Source organism: Mariniflexile aquimaris, from assembly GCF_042676825.1.
Taxonomy (GTDB): domain Bacteria; phylum Bacteroidota; class Bacteroidia; order Flavobacteriales; family Flavobacteriaceae; genus Mariniflexile; species Mariniflexile aquimaris.
Map to the genome: position 1 here is coordinate 25368 of NZ_JBHTIB010000037.1, position 12833 is coordinate 38200.

The 12833-nt window shown below is 33.4% G+C and carries 13 protein-coding genes and 1 tRNA gene; 8 read left to right on the forward strand and 6 right to left on the reverse strand.

From position 1 onward, the window contains the following. Positions 1 to 843 precede the first annotated feature (843 nt). Positions 844 to 1494 carry an N-acetylmuramoyl-L-alanine amidase family protein gene (locus tag ACFQ0I_RS16655; RefSeq protein ID WP_379944109.1) on the reverse strand — a complete coding sequence of 217 codons (651 nt, stop codon included), beginning with the start codon at positions 1492 to 1494 and terminating at the stop codon, positions 844 to 846. Between the two features lie 177 nt (positions 1495 to 1671). Between ACFQ0I_RS16655 and ACFQ0I_RS16660 the strand changes: the two genes are divergently transcribed. From ACFQ0I_RS16660 to ACFQ0I_RS16690, 7 genes are all read left to right on the forward strand, one after another. Then, on the forward strand, positions 1672 to 1959 hold the full coding sequence (locus tag ACFQ0I_RS16660; protein WP_379944110.1) for a hypothetical protein: 288 nt from the start codon (positions 1672 to 1674) through the stop codon (positions 1957 to 1959). A gap of 307 nt (positions 1960 to 2266) precedes the next feature. Beyond that, entirely contained in the window at positions 2267 to 4672 is a 2406-nt protein-coding gene (locus ACFQ0I_RS16665; RefSeq protein ID WP_379944112.1) for a TraG family conjugative transposon ATPase, read from the forward strand. Positions 4673 to 4707: 35 nt separating this feature from the next. Beyond that, on the forward strand, positions 4708 to 5289 hold the full coding sequence (locus ACFQ0I_RS16670; RefSeq protein WP_379944113.1) for a conjugal transfer protein: 582 nt from the start codon (positions 4708 to 4710) through the stop codon (positions 5287 to 5289). A 2-nt stretch (positions 5290 to 5291) separates the two neighbouring features. Then, positions 5292 to 6134: a hypothetical protein gene (locus tag ACFQ0I_RS16675; RefSeq protein ID WP_379944114.1), complete on the forward strand. Its 843-nt coding sequence runs from the start codon at positions 5292 to 5294 to the stop codon at positions 6132 to 6134. Between the two features lie 31 nt (positions 6135 to 6165). Beyond that, positions 6166 to 6777: a conjugal transfer protein TraK gene (locus tag ACFQ0I_RS16680; protein ID WP_379944116.1), complete on the forward strand. Its 612-nt coding sequence runs from the start codon at positions 6166 to 6168 to the stop codon at positions 6775 to 6777. 22 nt (positions 6778 to 6799) lie between these two features. Further along, on the forward strand, positions 6800 to 7711 hold the full coding sequence (gene traM / locus ACFQ0I_RS16685; protein ID WP_379944117.1) for a conjugative transposon protein TraM: 912 nt from the start codon (positions 6800 to 6802) through the stop codon (positions 7709 to 7711). A 21-nt stretch (positions 7712 to 7732) separates the two neighbouring features. After that, positions 7733 to 8530, forward strand: a complete 798-nt coding sequence (locus ACFQ0I_RS16690) for a DUF4138 domain-containing protein (RefSeq protein ID WP_379944118.1) — start codon at positions 7733 to 7735, stop codon at positions 8528 to 8530. 21 nt (positions 8531 to 8551) lie between these two features. Here the strand turns inward: ACFQ0I_RS16690 and ACFQ0I_RS16695 are convergent, their stop codons facing one another. Both ACFQ0I_RS16695 and ACFQ0I_RS16700 read right to left on the reverse strand, forming a co-directional pair. Then, positions 8552 to 9772, reverse strand: coding sequence for a site-specific integrase (locus ACFQ0I_RS16695; protein WP_379944120.1), 1221 nt, complete (start codon positions 9770 to 9772; stop codon positions 8552 to 8554). Positions 9773 to 10009: 237 nt separating this feature from the next. Further along, a tRNA-Lys gene (locus tag ACFQ0I_RS16700) sits at positions 10010 to 10082 on the reverse strand. 147 nt (positions 10083 to 10229) lie between these two features. On the opposite strand from ACFQ0I_RS16700, the gene ACFQ0I_RS16705 reads away from it, so the two are divergent. Beyond that, positions 10230 to 10751, forward strand: a complete 522-nt coding sequence (locus ACFQ0I_RS16705) for a shikimate kinase (RefSeq protein ID WP_379944121.1) — start codon at positions 10230 to 10232, stop codon at positions 10749 to 10751. Here the strand turns inward: ACFQ0I_RS16705 and ACFQ0I_RS16710 are convergent. The 3 genes from ACFQ0I_RS16710 to ACFQ0I_RS16720 all read right to left on the reverse strand — a co-directional run bounded on the left by ACFQ0I_RS16710 (position 10743) and on the right by ACFQ0I_RS16720 (position 12673). Beyond that, on the reverse strand, positions 10743 to 11246 hold the full coding sequence (locus ACFQ0I_RS16710; protein WP_379944123.1) for a phosphoribosyltransferase family protein: 504 nt from the start codon (positions 11244 to 11246) through the stop codon (positions 10743 to 10745). The genes ACFQ0I_RS16705 and ACFQ0I_RS16710 overlap by 9 nt on opposite strands. Positions 11247 to 11334: 88 nt before the next feature. Then, positions 11335 to 11748, reverse strand: a complete 414-nt coding sequence (locus ACFQ0I_RS16715; RefSeq protein ID WP_379944125.1) for an RNA-binding S4 domain-containing protein — start codon at positions 11746 to 11748, stop codon at positions 11335 to 11337. 109 nt (positions 11749 to 11857) lie between these two features. Further along, complete coding sequence (locus ACFQ0I_RS16720) at positions 11858 to 12673, reverse strand: hypothetical protein (protein ID WP_379944127.1); 816 nt, start codon at positions 12671 to 12673, stop codon at positions 11858 to 11860. Between the last annotated feature and the right edge of the window lie 160 nt (positions 12674 to 12833).

Sequence of the window (12833 nt, forward strand, 5' to 3'; positions counted from 1 at the left end):
TAATAGAACACGTATAGAAACTCTTGACTATAAATCAATTATATGCTGCCCTATGTGGGTAGAAAGGTGGGTGGTAAATGGATAATATGAAAATTTATTTAGCATTTCCATAAAGCAAAGAATCTAAAATTATATAACCTAGCTTAACTTTCAAATTATATTCAGTATCAAGCACTTTGGCTTTATTGCACATTTCTAATAATTTTGAAAGAGTGCTTGTTTCATTGTTATTTTTTTTTCTGGTTATTATAGCTAGAATTTTTGTTCTTAATCCTTCAGGATTTTTAATGGCTTTTACATTATTTAGCTCATTAATGAAGTTTCTATTAAATGGCTTAAACTATAAAAAGATTGTTATTTCAATTATAATTAGTGTATTTGTATGAAATAACAATCATTTAAATGATGGATGAGAAAAGTAAATGCCATTTCCAATACAGACGAACAACTTCGTAATCATGGTTTTATTCTAACAAGTCTAGGGTAGGTTTTGTCTCCAGCCTACGATTTAACCCATCCAAAGATAAAGATGGGTTGGCACTCAATACCGGCACAGATAACAATGCACTGGATTATAATTTGGCAAAAAGTGTAGGGACATTTTATCGTCTAGGAGAAGAGTAAATGGATAGCATAATAACTGAAGTTAGAGCTGTTGTTTCAACTTGGAAAAATGAAGCTGATAAAACAGGAGTAACCAAAAGAGAATAAAGTTTAATGGCTAAAGCGTTTAATGTTTAATATTTCAGATCATTTTTTAAGTAAAAGAATAAATTCTTTGATCGCAGTTTTAATTATCTCTTTTAAACTCTTCACGATCTCAATAAACAATTTTTCCATAATTCATTTTAAATAATTAAAAATACCAACCAGAATAGCCAAAGCCATAGCCCTAATATTTTCAGGCTTCAAAAAATAATCAGCTTCATCTTTATTGGTCACAAACCCCAATTCAACAAGAATAGTTGGACAAAAATTAGTCATTTCGCGTAAGACTTGAAAATCAGCAAACTTTACCCCACGTTTTTCAAACCCTAATTTACTATTGCTTTCATTTATAACTGATAACCCCAAAGCAATTGATTGTCTAATATTCAATTTTTCAGAATTATGCACATAAACTTCAATACCTTTGGAATAAGTTGGAGATGCATTACAATGCAAAGACACAAACACATCCGCCTTTAAAGCTTTAGCCAATCGACTTCTATCAGAAAGTGCAATAAACGTATCAGAGTATCTGGTCAAATAAATATCCATTCGATCATCTAAAATCGTTTTATTAAGCCTAATAATCTCCTTGGCAACATTTAAAACCACATCCTTTTCTTGGATGCCATTTATGCCAATGACACCAGAATCTTTTCCACCATGCCCCACATCAATAACAATTCTTTTTCGTCCATCCAAATTTTGACCAAAAAGGAAGCACATTTTTAGCATCACTAGAAGAAATACGACGTTTTTGAGCTTCATTTTCAAGTCAGTTTTCATAATTAGGTGTCTTTTTCGCATCCAAAATCATAAGATTTAATGCTCTTTAGTTGCAATTAAAAACAATTAAAACTAAATAATATTTTTTATATAAAATATTGATATTCAGTTGTTTAAAAGTAAATATATTGTAATTTTCATAAATCAAAACTATTAAAAACTTAAACTTTAATTCTTATGAAAAAATCAATCTATTTAACCTTGCTATTGGGTTTTATTTCAATTTCCATTTTTGCGCAAATTGGAGGCATTGAAGATTCTGTAAATGATGTTTCCGACACCATTAGAACCATTTTCCCCATCATTTTGGGTGTTATTTTCTTGGTAGGTTTCCTATTCAATGCCGGTCATTTCTTTGGAGAGAATGCCGATCTAAAAAAAGGCATCACTCGCGTATTGGTATTTGTACTCATTGCCGGCGCCGTGGTAGGCATCTTTACCTATTTAATTGGAATCGTAGTCTAAGTTGCTAAGCAACATTATATAATAAATCACGCAGCTGTGAAAACCTTTAAAATCTATAAAAACATCAGAAAACGTGCGATGATCATGGGATTGCCCATTTCATTGTTTGCACTGATGATGATCGCTATAATAGGATCCCTATTATTTATCATCTTTTCTTTTAGTTTTTCGGTCATTATTGGGGTGTTTCTTTTTAACGGCATATTGTATATCGCATTGACCCACTTTACAAAGAACCCATCTCTGTTGCATTTTAAAAAAGTGTTTCCACAAACCATTAGTAATAAAAAACAAAACCACTTGTATTATGAAGGCCATTAACCTTGCTGCATACCATCCCATATTGGACATTCAAGATCATATCTTGTTTGCAAACAATGGCAATGTGGTTTTATGTTATAAAGTAGAGTTGCCAGAAGTATACTCACTGTCAGAATCCGACTTTGAAGACATGCACGGGGCTTGGTTTCAAGGGTTTAAATCCTTGCCAACAAGTACCATTATCCATAAACAGGATATTTATCAAAAGAAACTCTATGAAGCAGATCAACTTCCCAATGAAAGCTTTTTAGAAAAGGCTACGCATGATTATTTTAAAGGAAGGGAATACATGCAACATAGTTGCTATTTGTATGTTGTCATGCCCTATAACAAAACTCTGAATGCCAACAAATTCAGCAATCCTTTCAGAAGCATAGAAAAAGGGATTCACAAGCAAATGGATCATAATGTCCAGGAGTTTATTAACTCTGTAAACGATGCAGTATCCTTTATCAATAACAGCCGAAAGTTGGCATTGATACCATTGAATCAAACCGACATACTAACTATTACGGCAGCTTACTTCAATGGATTCAATGAAGGTTTTGACACCGATATTCAACTTAAGAAATCCGAAATTGAAATCGGTGAAAACCATTTTGATGTATTGGCGGTCAATAGTGAACTCTGTTTTGGGGATATCGTACAGAGTAGCAAAACCAATGATAAGTTTACTTCAGACGATTTTGTGTTCCATCAAGGGTTTATCGATGGCTTAGGTTTGAACCTTAATGAAAACCATATCATCAACCAAATCATCTATTTGGATGATAAGCACAAATGGCGAAAACTGCTGGAGAAGAAAATAGAGGAACTCAACAAAAGCTCCAATTTCGGTACGCAGAACAAGGTGGTCTTAAAAAAAATCGAAGACATTGTAGATCAGATTAATGCGGATGATTCCTCACGAATTATACGAGGGCATTTGAACATCATTTTTTGGTCTCAAGAAGCCCAAGAGCTCAAACGCATAGCATCAAAGATAAAAGCCGAGTTTAAGGAACTCGATATCATACCGTATTATCCCAGAGGAGAAGAACGGAAGCAATATTTCCTAAATAGCTTTTGTTGTTTTGCTTCCAACTTCTCCAATGTGGATTTGTATGTGACCGATTTAAAGCACGCTCTGTGTTTATACATCAATAACACCAATTATCGCTCCGATGCTAAAGGCATCATTTTCAATGATAGACAGCATAATATTCCGGTACTTAAAGATGTTTGGGATGAGCAAAAGAAGCGCATCAAAGCCAGAAACTTTGCCATTTTCGCTCCAACGGGAGAAGGAAAATCTTTTCTGGCCAACAATATCCTACGGCAATACTTCGAGGCCGGCGTCCGGCTGGTGATTATCGATTTGGGAGGTTCCTATTCCAAGTTTGCCAAATTATATCCTAAGGACCATATTATTTTGAAATATGAACAAGGTAAAAACCTGGGCATTAATCCTTTTTATATTTCCGCGGAAGCTGATTTGACACCAGAACGATTGGAAGATTTGACGATGTTTCTTTTAGAGCTTCTGGCTTCAGGTAAAGTGACCACCAAAGCGGAACAAGTGGCCATGAAAAAAGTATTGTTACAGTATTATGCACAAACTCGGGAAGCACATTCACTAGCAACATTATATCAATTTGTGGATGGTGAAAAGGAGACGCTGATAAAGAAGTTGAACATTCAAGAAGAACATTTTAGTGTTTATAATTTTCTACATATTCTATCGGAGTATGTGGGTGACGGCCTTTATAGCTTTCTATTCAATATTAGCGAAGACCAAACCTACAAGATAGAGGACAAGCGATTGATAGTCTTTGAACTCGATGAAGTCAAGGACAACAAGGAAATCCTATCGGTGATGTTGAAGCTTATTAAATCGGCCATCCAACGTACCATTTGGCGAAACAAAGCCGAAAGAGGCATCATTTTATTTGATGAGTTTGCCAAACAATTGAAGTTTGATAATGTACTTGAAAGTGTCGAATTCTATTATCAGGCCATTCGAAAACAAAACGGGGCGATAGGTATTATTCTGCAATCCATAAATCAATTACCCAATAATTCCACATCGGCCAGTATTTTGGAAAACACCCAGGTTATTTACAGTCTCCGAAACGAAAAAGGGTATGAAGAACTTCAAAAGCGACTGAGTCTCTCTAGCCATGATCTGAACCAATTGAAATCCATACGGAACAACTTAACAGGCTCTAGGAAGTACACCGAAATGTTTATAAAAATAGGGAAGGAGAGCAACATTTTTAGATTGGAAGTACCTAAAGAAGTGTATGCAGCTTACCTGACAGATGGTAATGAATCAGAGACTATCATGAAACTCTTTGATGAACATCAAGATATGGAAAAAGCCATCAACATATTTATTAAGCAGCAGCCTTAGGCTGTTTCACTATTAGCACTTTAAACACTAAAAAAATGAAAAACAGCACCGTTACCATCACATTGATACTAACCGTCATCATGTTATTGCCTGCACGTGCCACGTGTCAGGGGATGCCGGTTTATGATAATACCAACTTTATAAGTTTGGCTAAGTCACTTGTAGAATCGGCAAAACAAACCTCGCAGCTTTTAAAGTCTGTTGAGTTTTTAAAACAACAAAAAGAAAACATTGAAAAGGTAAACAATGTAATTAAACAACTCAAAGCCGTCAAGGAATTGACCAAGAACAACCAGAAACTCTTTAATATGGTTCAAAATGATTTAAGGGACATTCTAAACTCTCCATATATCAAATCTGAAGAAGTGGATCGCATTTCAGAATCATTCAATAGTATTATAGAACAATCCTTGGATGACCTCGATTTTATAGGTCAGATTTTGGCAAGCGATACCATGAAAATGACCGACGCGGAGCGTGCCATGTTTTTAAAGGAAAAAGAACAACAATCCAAGGAAATGGTTGCAGAAATAGAACAAAAAACCAGACTGTATAAAGAAATTATCTCTTTTAGAAGCATGCAGGATAAAATCAATAATAGAGAAACCAATTATTAAACATGGCAGGTATTTTTTTAGGCATAGGATTGGAATATGTGGATGCTGTGTTTACCACGATCAAGAACAGTGATTTTTCACAGTATACGATTACAGGCATGAAAACCTTGGCGATTTTGTTCTTTCTGATCAATATCCTAAAAAAATATAATGAAGGCATTGCCAATAATGATGGTTATACCTGGGGACTGACCCCCACGGAACTTGCTAAGAATTTTGCGGTGGTCATACTAGTTATTTTCTCAACACAAGTGTTAGGTGTTTTTGATTCCATATTGGTGGCCATAGAGACCCAATATAGAGATACGGCTCCAGCACTCCTTCCATTGCAGATGCAGGATGTGGATTTGGAACAGGATGTGAGTGCTTTGGAAGCCGCCAGTAAAGCCATGTCTTTGCTTTATGAAGCACTGGTGACGCCCTTGTTCGGATTGAAGGTTATTGCCTTTATCATAGGTCTGTTCCTATGGTTGTTGGATCTGTTCATTTACCCATTGTTTCTGGCAGAACGCTACTTTTTATTAGGGATTATGCAAGCCTTTTTTCCATTGGTCATCAGTTTGGCGGTCTTTGAAAAGTTCAGAGGGCTGGCTTACAACTTTTTTAAACTGTATGCAGGTGTCTATATGTTAGTGCCCGCCTTTTTTCTAGTGAATGTCTTTATCAATAATCTATATACAGAGGTGAACACCAATTTTTGGTCGACGCTGTTTGGAACGGACTGGGGCAGTCAATTCTTTGCTCCCGTTATTCAATTGGGATCCATAGGCTTTGTGGTCCTGCTGAAGTTCAGGCTGTACCGAAAAGCTATAAGCTTCACACTAAGACTCTTTACGGGAGGCTAAATTATAAAACAAATGCAATTCAAATCAATAAATGAAAACACCTTATAAAAACATATATAACGTATTAAAGTTAAATCGCTTTATCGTTTTGGTGACCGTTATAGGCGCCGTACTTACAGGTATGACCTCTGTATTCATGGTTGTTAAATTGCATAAGGAACTGGTCAACAACGCCTTTGTAGTGAATACAGAGGGAAGTGTCATTCCTTTAAAACTGGTCAATCAACAGGAAAATTTGGAAGTAGAGGTCATGGCACATTTGGAACTGTTCCATACCTATTTTTATAATATCGATGCTTCAAATTATGAAAAAAACCTAGAAAAGGCACTATGGTTGGGCAACAGTTCAGTGGATGCTTTATATAGGCAGAAAAAAGCAGATGGTGTTTATAATCGTTTGCTCCAGTACTCATTGGTCCAAAAGGTATTGTCGGTCGAATCCAAATTGAAACTACAAAAAGAACCCTATACATTTGAAACTCTAACGGTATTTGAGGTGAACCGAGGAACGATAACGGACACCTATGAACTGGTCACTACGGGAAACCTGATCCATGTGGATAGAAACTTTCCGAAGAATACCCATGGACTGTTGATTACCAATTTTTTTGAAAACAGCTTACGAAAAATAGAAAGCCTATAAACACATTTAAAAACCAGAAAAAATGAAACTAGAGAAAAATAAAATCTTGATTATTGGCGTCATTATTTGCATCATCCTATTTATTGGGGTTTATGCCTCGATAGTATTGGGAGCCGATGAAGCACCTACCTTAGACAGCAACCAGATTCCTGTGCCAAGGTTAAAAGATGGACAAAAGGAATATGATTCGAAATTGGATGCCCTCAATGATCTAAAGGAAGTCAAGCAGACCAATGCACCAAGTATCTATGATGAACGCTTATTGGATTCTACGGGTATTTATGACCCAGATTTATTGGAAAAGGATAAGATGCGCATGGTGGATAGTATTTATAGCCAAGGGCGTATCAATTATTCTGAAAACGCATATAGAAATGAACCATCTAAAGTGCCTTTTAAGGTTGTCGAGCCAAAAACAGATTGCGTAGTATTAGAACCTATTATCTCAGTCAAGGAATTGGGATTAGAACATCAGCTCTTTTTTGCCTCAGATCCCAAAGAAAATAGAACTCAATATAAAGCCAATTCGATACCCGTCATTGTGGACGGTACACAAACCGTTAAAACAAATTATAGATTGCGAATGCGTTTAATGAAGGATGCCATTATCAATAATATCAAAATACCAAGAAATACTCCGGTGTATGGATTTGTGAGTTTTCAACCCAATCGAACTATCATTGAGATTGAAAATATTAACCATCAACCCACGAAGCTAAAAGCTTTTGACCTTCAGGATGGAAGCGAGGGTATTTATGTGGAGAATAGTTTTAAAGCTGATGCAACTCGTGAAGTTGTAGATGATGTGGTTCAAGATATAAATATAGCAGGCGTGCCACAAATTGGAGGCGTTAAGAAAATATTCCAACGCAACAACAGAAATATAAAGGTAACGGTTTTGAATAACTATCAATTAATTTTAAAAACTCAATAGTCAATTAAAATATACACATTTATGAAAACATTTATTATATATACAATACTCGTTTGGTCTTTGGCTATAAATGCCCAACAACCTCTGGACACGATTTTTGCTAATGACCAAATGAATGTCGCACTGTTTTTTCCAAATCAAATTCGTCAAGGAATTACTGGAAAAGACAATTTTGTGTTTACTTACAATAGGGAAAAGGAGCAATATTTTGGATTGTTACAGGCAAAGTCTGGAGAAGAAAGCAATTTATTGATCATTACAAAAGATGGTCTAGTTTACTCTTATATTTTAAAATACTCAAAGCAATTATCGAAGCTGAACTATTTCATTTCTGAAGACGAAAGTATAGGCAATGAAAAGCCTAAGTTCAATGATTCATTATATGTTGCAGATACTTTAAATAATAAAGATAAAGATCTTTATTACAAAAAGTTTTCGGAGTATCTATTAAAATCAAAGAGTTCTTCAATTACAACAAAAAGAAAAAAAGGTATTGTATTACGACTTTTAAAAATGGTTTATCACAAAGAAGAAGTGTACTTGGTTATAGAAATAAAGAACAATTCTGGTATAGATTTTGAAATTGATTACTTGAATATCTCAAGAGTGCAGGGTAATAAAAAACGAAAGGCTTCTTACCAAAGTTTAGAGCAAGAGGTCATTTATAAACACGACATGCCAAAAGCTGTCGTAAACAATAATGCCAAGCGATTGGTTTATGTACTTCCGAAATTTGTATTAGGTGAGAATGAGAAGTTAATTATTCAAGTCCAAGAACTTAAGGGTAGGAGGAGAATTACCTTAATGACCAAGTTATAAATTTAAGGTATTTCCAATATCTTATTGATTAAATTTAAGTCTTTTTCTTAAAGCTTTCATATCATCACTTACTTTCTTGTCTAATATTTTTGCATAATGCTGGGTCGTTTTTAATGATTTATGACCGAGCATTTTACTTACCGATTCAATTGGGACGCCATTACTTAATGTAATGGACGTTGCGAAGGTGTGTCTCGCCAAATGGAAGGTTAGGTTTTTGGTAATTCCACAAACATCGGCAATTTCCTTAAGGTAGGCATTCATTTTTTGGTTACTCAAAACGGGTATTAAAAATTTACTATTCATTATATCGGGATGAGAACTATACTTATCTATAATGGCATCAGCTATGGGTAAAATAGGGATGTTGCTCCTTGTATCGGTTTTTGTTCTTTTGGTTTTTATCCAGCGCTCTCCATCCATTCCGATAACAATGTCGTTACTTGATAATTTTTTAACATCGGCATAAGCCAATCCAGTGAAACAACTGAAAATAAATATATCTCTCACTAATTCTAAGCGTGAAATATTTACATCCTTTTCTATTATTTTTTGAACTTCCCACTCGCTTAAAAATTCACGTTCTACTGTTTTCCAATTAGCTTTCCAACGAAAAAAAGGATCTTTGGTTATCCAATCATTTGCATATGCTATTCTTATTATTTTTTTGAAGTTAGTGAGGTATTTAGTAATGGTGTTTTGGTTAGCAGTAAGCTCTATTTTTAGAAAATACTCAAACCCATTTATGAATTTCAAATCCACATCCTGAACAAAAATATCATTCAAATGGTATTCTTTTTGGATATAGCACTTTAAATGTTTACATGTTCTTTCATAACGTTTAAAACATCCCGAGGAATAATTTTTCCCAACCAATTTTTCTATTTGGTTATTATGCTCGTTGAAAATTGTTATAAGTGTTTTTCTTTCACTGTTTTTGTTTAGGAAAGTATTTTTTATCATTAAAGAAGTAAAAGGTTTACCTTCTATTAAGAACTTTTCCTGAATTTTATAGATTTTGACACTGATGGCGTTAATGTATCTGTTAATTCCAATGGCTTGTTCATTATTACCGTTCATTCTTCCTGCAACAGAGTTCCATTTTGCTGGGTCAATTTTTCGCTGTATGCTTAATTCACTGCGTTGGCCGTTAACCGTAATTCTAAGATAAATGGAAACTTTTCCGTCCTTACTTATGCTGTTTCCTTTTGGGAAAAATAATAATGAAAATCTATCATTCATAATTGAATCTATTTATATGATTAAGTTATATAATTTTTGGTCAAAAACAAAGTGTAATATGTTAAAAATCAATAAATTAACATTTATTCGGTGCGTGGTTTTTTAAAATTCAGAACACGCACCGAATAGCCCACTTTTTAGATGGTATTATTTGATATCAATTGAAGACAATAAAAATGAAAAAGCCTGAAAACATTATGTTTTCAGGCTTTTTGAATAATTCTAGAAGTGTTCTAGTGACCGGGCTGGGATTCGAACCCAGGACCCTTTCATTAAAAGTGAAATGCTCTACCAACTGAGCTACCAGGTCTTGTTTTTTATTAACTACTAACGTGTTGTTGTTAGCGGGTGCAAATATAAAATCTATTTTTAAAAAAACAAGGCTTTTTTTAAAGAATTTTTTGTTTTTTTGTGTCGCGGATACGTATGTTTTTAATAATCAATTTATAGCGAGAAAATGATTTTAGTTTTAATTGGGTATATGGCTTCAGGAAAGTCGACTTTTGGAAGGATTTTAGCAGAAAAGTTACACTATGAATTTATTGATTTGGATGATTATATTGAAAAGAACGAAAAATCAACGATTAGTGATATTTTTAAAATAAAAGGAGAAATACATTTTAGAAAATTAGAAACACAGTATTTAAAAGAGTTATTAGAATCAAAAAAAGATTTGGTATTATCTTTAGGAGGCGGAACACCATGTTATAGCAGTAATATGAATTTGATACTAGAATCTAACGACGTAAAAAGTATTTATTTAAAAGCTTCCATACCCACTTTAATGGCTCGATTAAAAAATGAGAAAGGTAAACGCCCTTTGGTGGCTCACATCGAAACAGACGACATGCTTGCAGAATTTATAGGAAAGCATCTTTTTGAGCGCTCACCGTTTTATAGTATGGCAAATGTTACCATTACTACAGATAATAAGTCTTTAAAGGCTATTATGGAAGAATTAGTTTTAGAGCTATTCTAAGGTAACTTCAAACTTCTTACCATCTAAAACCACATTTACGTGTTCGTGTAGCGATGTAGAAAAGGAAATCCCTTTAAAATCGGCTTTCACTGGGTATTTTTTGTGATTTCTATTTACCAATACGGCAGTTTTAAATTTTTTAAGCGGTACATTTAAAAAATGTTTCACACCATAAATTAAAGTGGTTCCAGAATTTAAAACATCATCAACAAGTACTAAAGACTTATTTTGGTAATCTTCTGCTGCAATCGAGGTTTTTATAGGGTTCTGTGGATTTCTTTTATCCATAATCACTTTACAAAGTATCGGATTGATATCGGATATTTTTTGAAGTTCCTTTTTTAATTTCTTAGCAAAAATATAACCATTGCTATCAATCCCAGCTAAAATAACTTCCTTTTCATCTACATTGCTTTCGTAAATTTGAAAGGCTATACGTCTTATTTTATGATTAATTTCGTTGTGGTTTAATATCACATTATCTGTAACGTCCATGTTCTTGCTGTATTGAATTAAAGTATAAAATTACTCATTTTATCTGTAACTAGTAATTTTCTAAGTTCTAAATATGTTAATCGAATTATTACTCTTCAGAATCAATTTCTTCAAAGTTATCGGTAGCGCCATCAGAAGTAACGTCGGTAAACCCGTCAATATCGCGTCTGTCTTTTTTAGTTGGCCTGCCCACACCTTTTTTTCTGTAATAATCTTTAGAATATTTTAATAATTCTTGTGCTTCAAATTGCTCTTTTGGCGTGGTATCGGTTCTGTAAATATCAACTAAATTGGCGCCAACACGACTTTCAGGAATATCATTTACAGTTAGTTTGTAGTTAATCTGGTCTTTTCTAAGTTCGATAACATCCTGAGCATACACCTCTCTGCTGGGTTTAACAATGTCTTGGTTTACTCTAACATGGCCTTTTTTACAAGCGGTAGTTGCTAGTGTTCGTGTTTTATAATATCTAACACACCATAAAAATTTATCGATTCGCACAATATTTTTGTTTTATTTACATTCAAATATAAGTTTTATTCATTAAAAAAGGACTTGACGTTAATATCAAGTCCTTTTTTATCTAAATATGAAAGTTAAAGAAAATTATCTAATAAGATAAAGAAACAGAACTAATTTCATCATTCCAATTACGACCCCAACTAGCCCTACGTAAGTTTTTTAAATTTGATATTTGAAGTAAAACACTACCTCTCGCGTCTAGAACAAATGATCTCCCTCCGAAGTTAGAGTCTTCATAGCAGCGTGCATAGCAGCTAGAAACTCTTATTGAGCTTATTTTGTCATTAGGATTATTTCCAATAAATTCATTACTACCACAAATATTCAGGAAACTTCCTTGGAAAACTTGCCACATACTTATATTTGAGAAATTTTGTAATCTTTCTGAGTTCGTTCCATACTCAAAATAACATCCATTTGGTATTGATGTATGATTGCCATTAGAATAAATAGGAGGGTAATTTGAATGCCATGTAACTTCATTATTGTAATCACTATTACTATATATTCTTAATGAGTAAGGAGAATCATAAGGATCCAAAAGTTTTGTAGATGTATTTTTATTCATACTTACTACTGGGCTTACATAAGCTAATAAATCTTTTTCATTTTCAAATAAAATAAAGTTAGTGTCATCTAATACATAAGTAATTAGCGATTCATTTATTTCATTGATTTCATTTAATAATTGAAATGAATCATTTTCAATAGGTACTAATTCACCACTTTTTTCATCTTTTGTCAATGAAATAGTGAGTATTTGGTTTTTGTATGTAAAAAAATGTCTTTCAACAATTTTATTTTCAATATTAATTGATGAAGTAGTTTCATCAGTAGAATCATTGGAGCAAGATAAATTAAGAAGAGTTACCATGAATAGAGTAAAAAGAGTGATTTTTTTCATTTGTAAGTTATTTTAATTATTTATTATGTTTTATATCTTACAATATTAGTAAAAAAAAGTGTCAATTATCTAAAAAAAGTAATATTTTTATTATAAAATTAAAATAGAATTTTGACTTGCGCAAACAATCTTTTGCTTATAGCTTTTTCCTAAATAGTCA

Coding starts and splice junctions, on each gene's coding strand:
- ACFQ0I_RS16660 (WP_379944110.1), top strand. CDS start 1,672: ATGAAAAAATCAATCTATTTAACCTTGCTATTGGGTTTTATTTCAATT.
- ACFQ0I_RS16720 (WP_379944127.1), bottom strand. CDS start 12,673: ATGAAAAAAATCACTCTTTTTACTCTATTCATGGTAACTCTTCTTAAT.
- ACFQ0I_RS16710 (WP_379944123.1), bottom strand. CDS start 11,246: ATGGACGTTACAGATAATGTGATATTAAACCACAACGAAATTAATCAT.
- ACFQ0I_RS16680 (WP_379944116.1), top strand. CDS start 6,166: ATGAAAACACCTTATAAAAACATATATAACGTATTAAAGTTAAATCGC.
- ACFQ0I_RS16675 (WP_379944114.1), top strand. CDS start 5,292: ATGGCAGGTATTTTTTTAGGCATAGGATTGGAATATGTGGATGCTGTG.
- ACFQ0I_RS16690 (WP_379944118.1), top strand. CDS start 7,733: ATGAAAACATTTATTATATATACAATACTCGTTTGGTCTTTGGCTATA.
- ACFQ0I_RS16655 (WP_379944109.1), bottom strand. CDS start 1,494: ATGAAAACTGACTTGAAAATGAAGCTCAAAAACGTCGTATTTCTTCTA.
- ACFQ0I_RS16670 (WP_379944113.1), top strand. CDS start 4,708: ATGAAAAACAGCACCGTTACCATCACATTGATACTAACCGTCATCATG.
- traM (WP_379944117.1), top strand. CDS start 6,800: ATGAAACTAGAGAAAAATAAAATCTTGATTATTGGCGTCATTATTTGC.
- ACFQ0I_RS16665 (WP_379944112.1), top strand. CDS start 2,267: ATGAAGGCCATTAACCTTGCTGCATACCATCCCATATTGGACATTCAA.
- ACFQ0I_RS16695 (WP_379944120.1), bottom strand. CDS start 9,772: ATGAATGATAGATTTTCATTATTATTTTTCCCAAAAGGAAACAGCATA.
- ACFQ0I_RS16705 (WP_379944121.1), top strand. CDS start 10,230: ATGATTTTAGTTTTAATTGGGTATATGGCTTCAGGAAAGTCGACTTTT.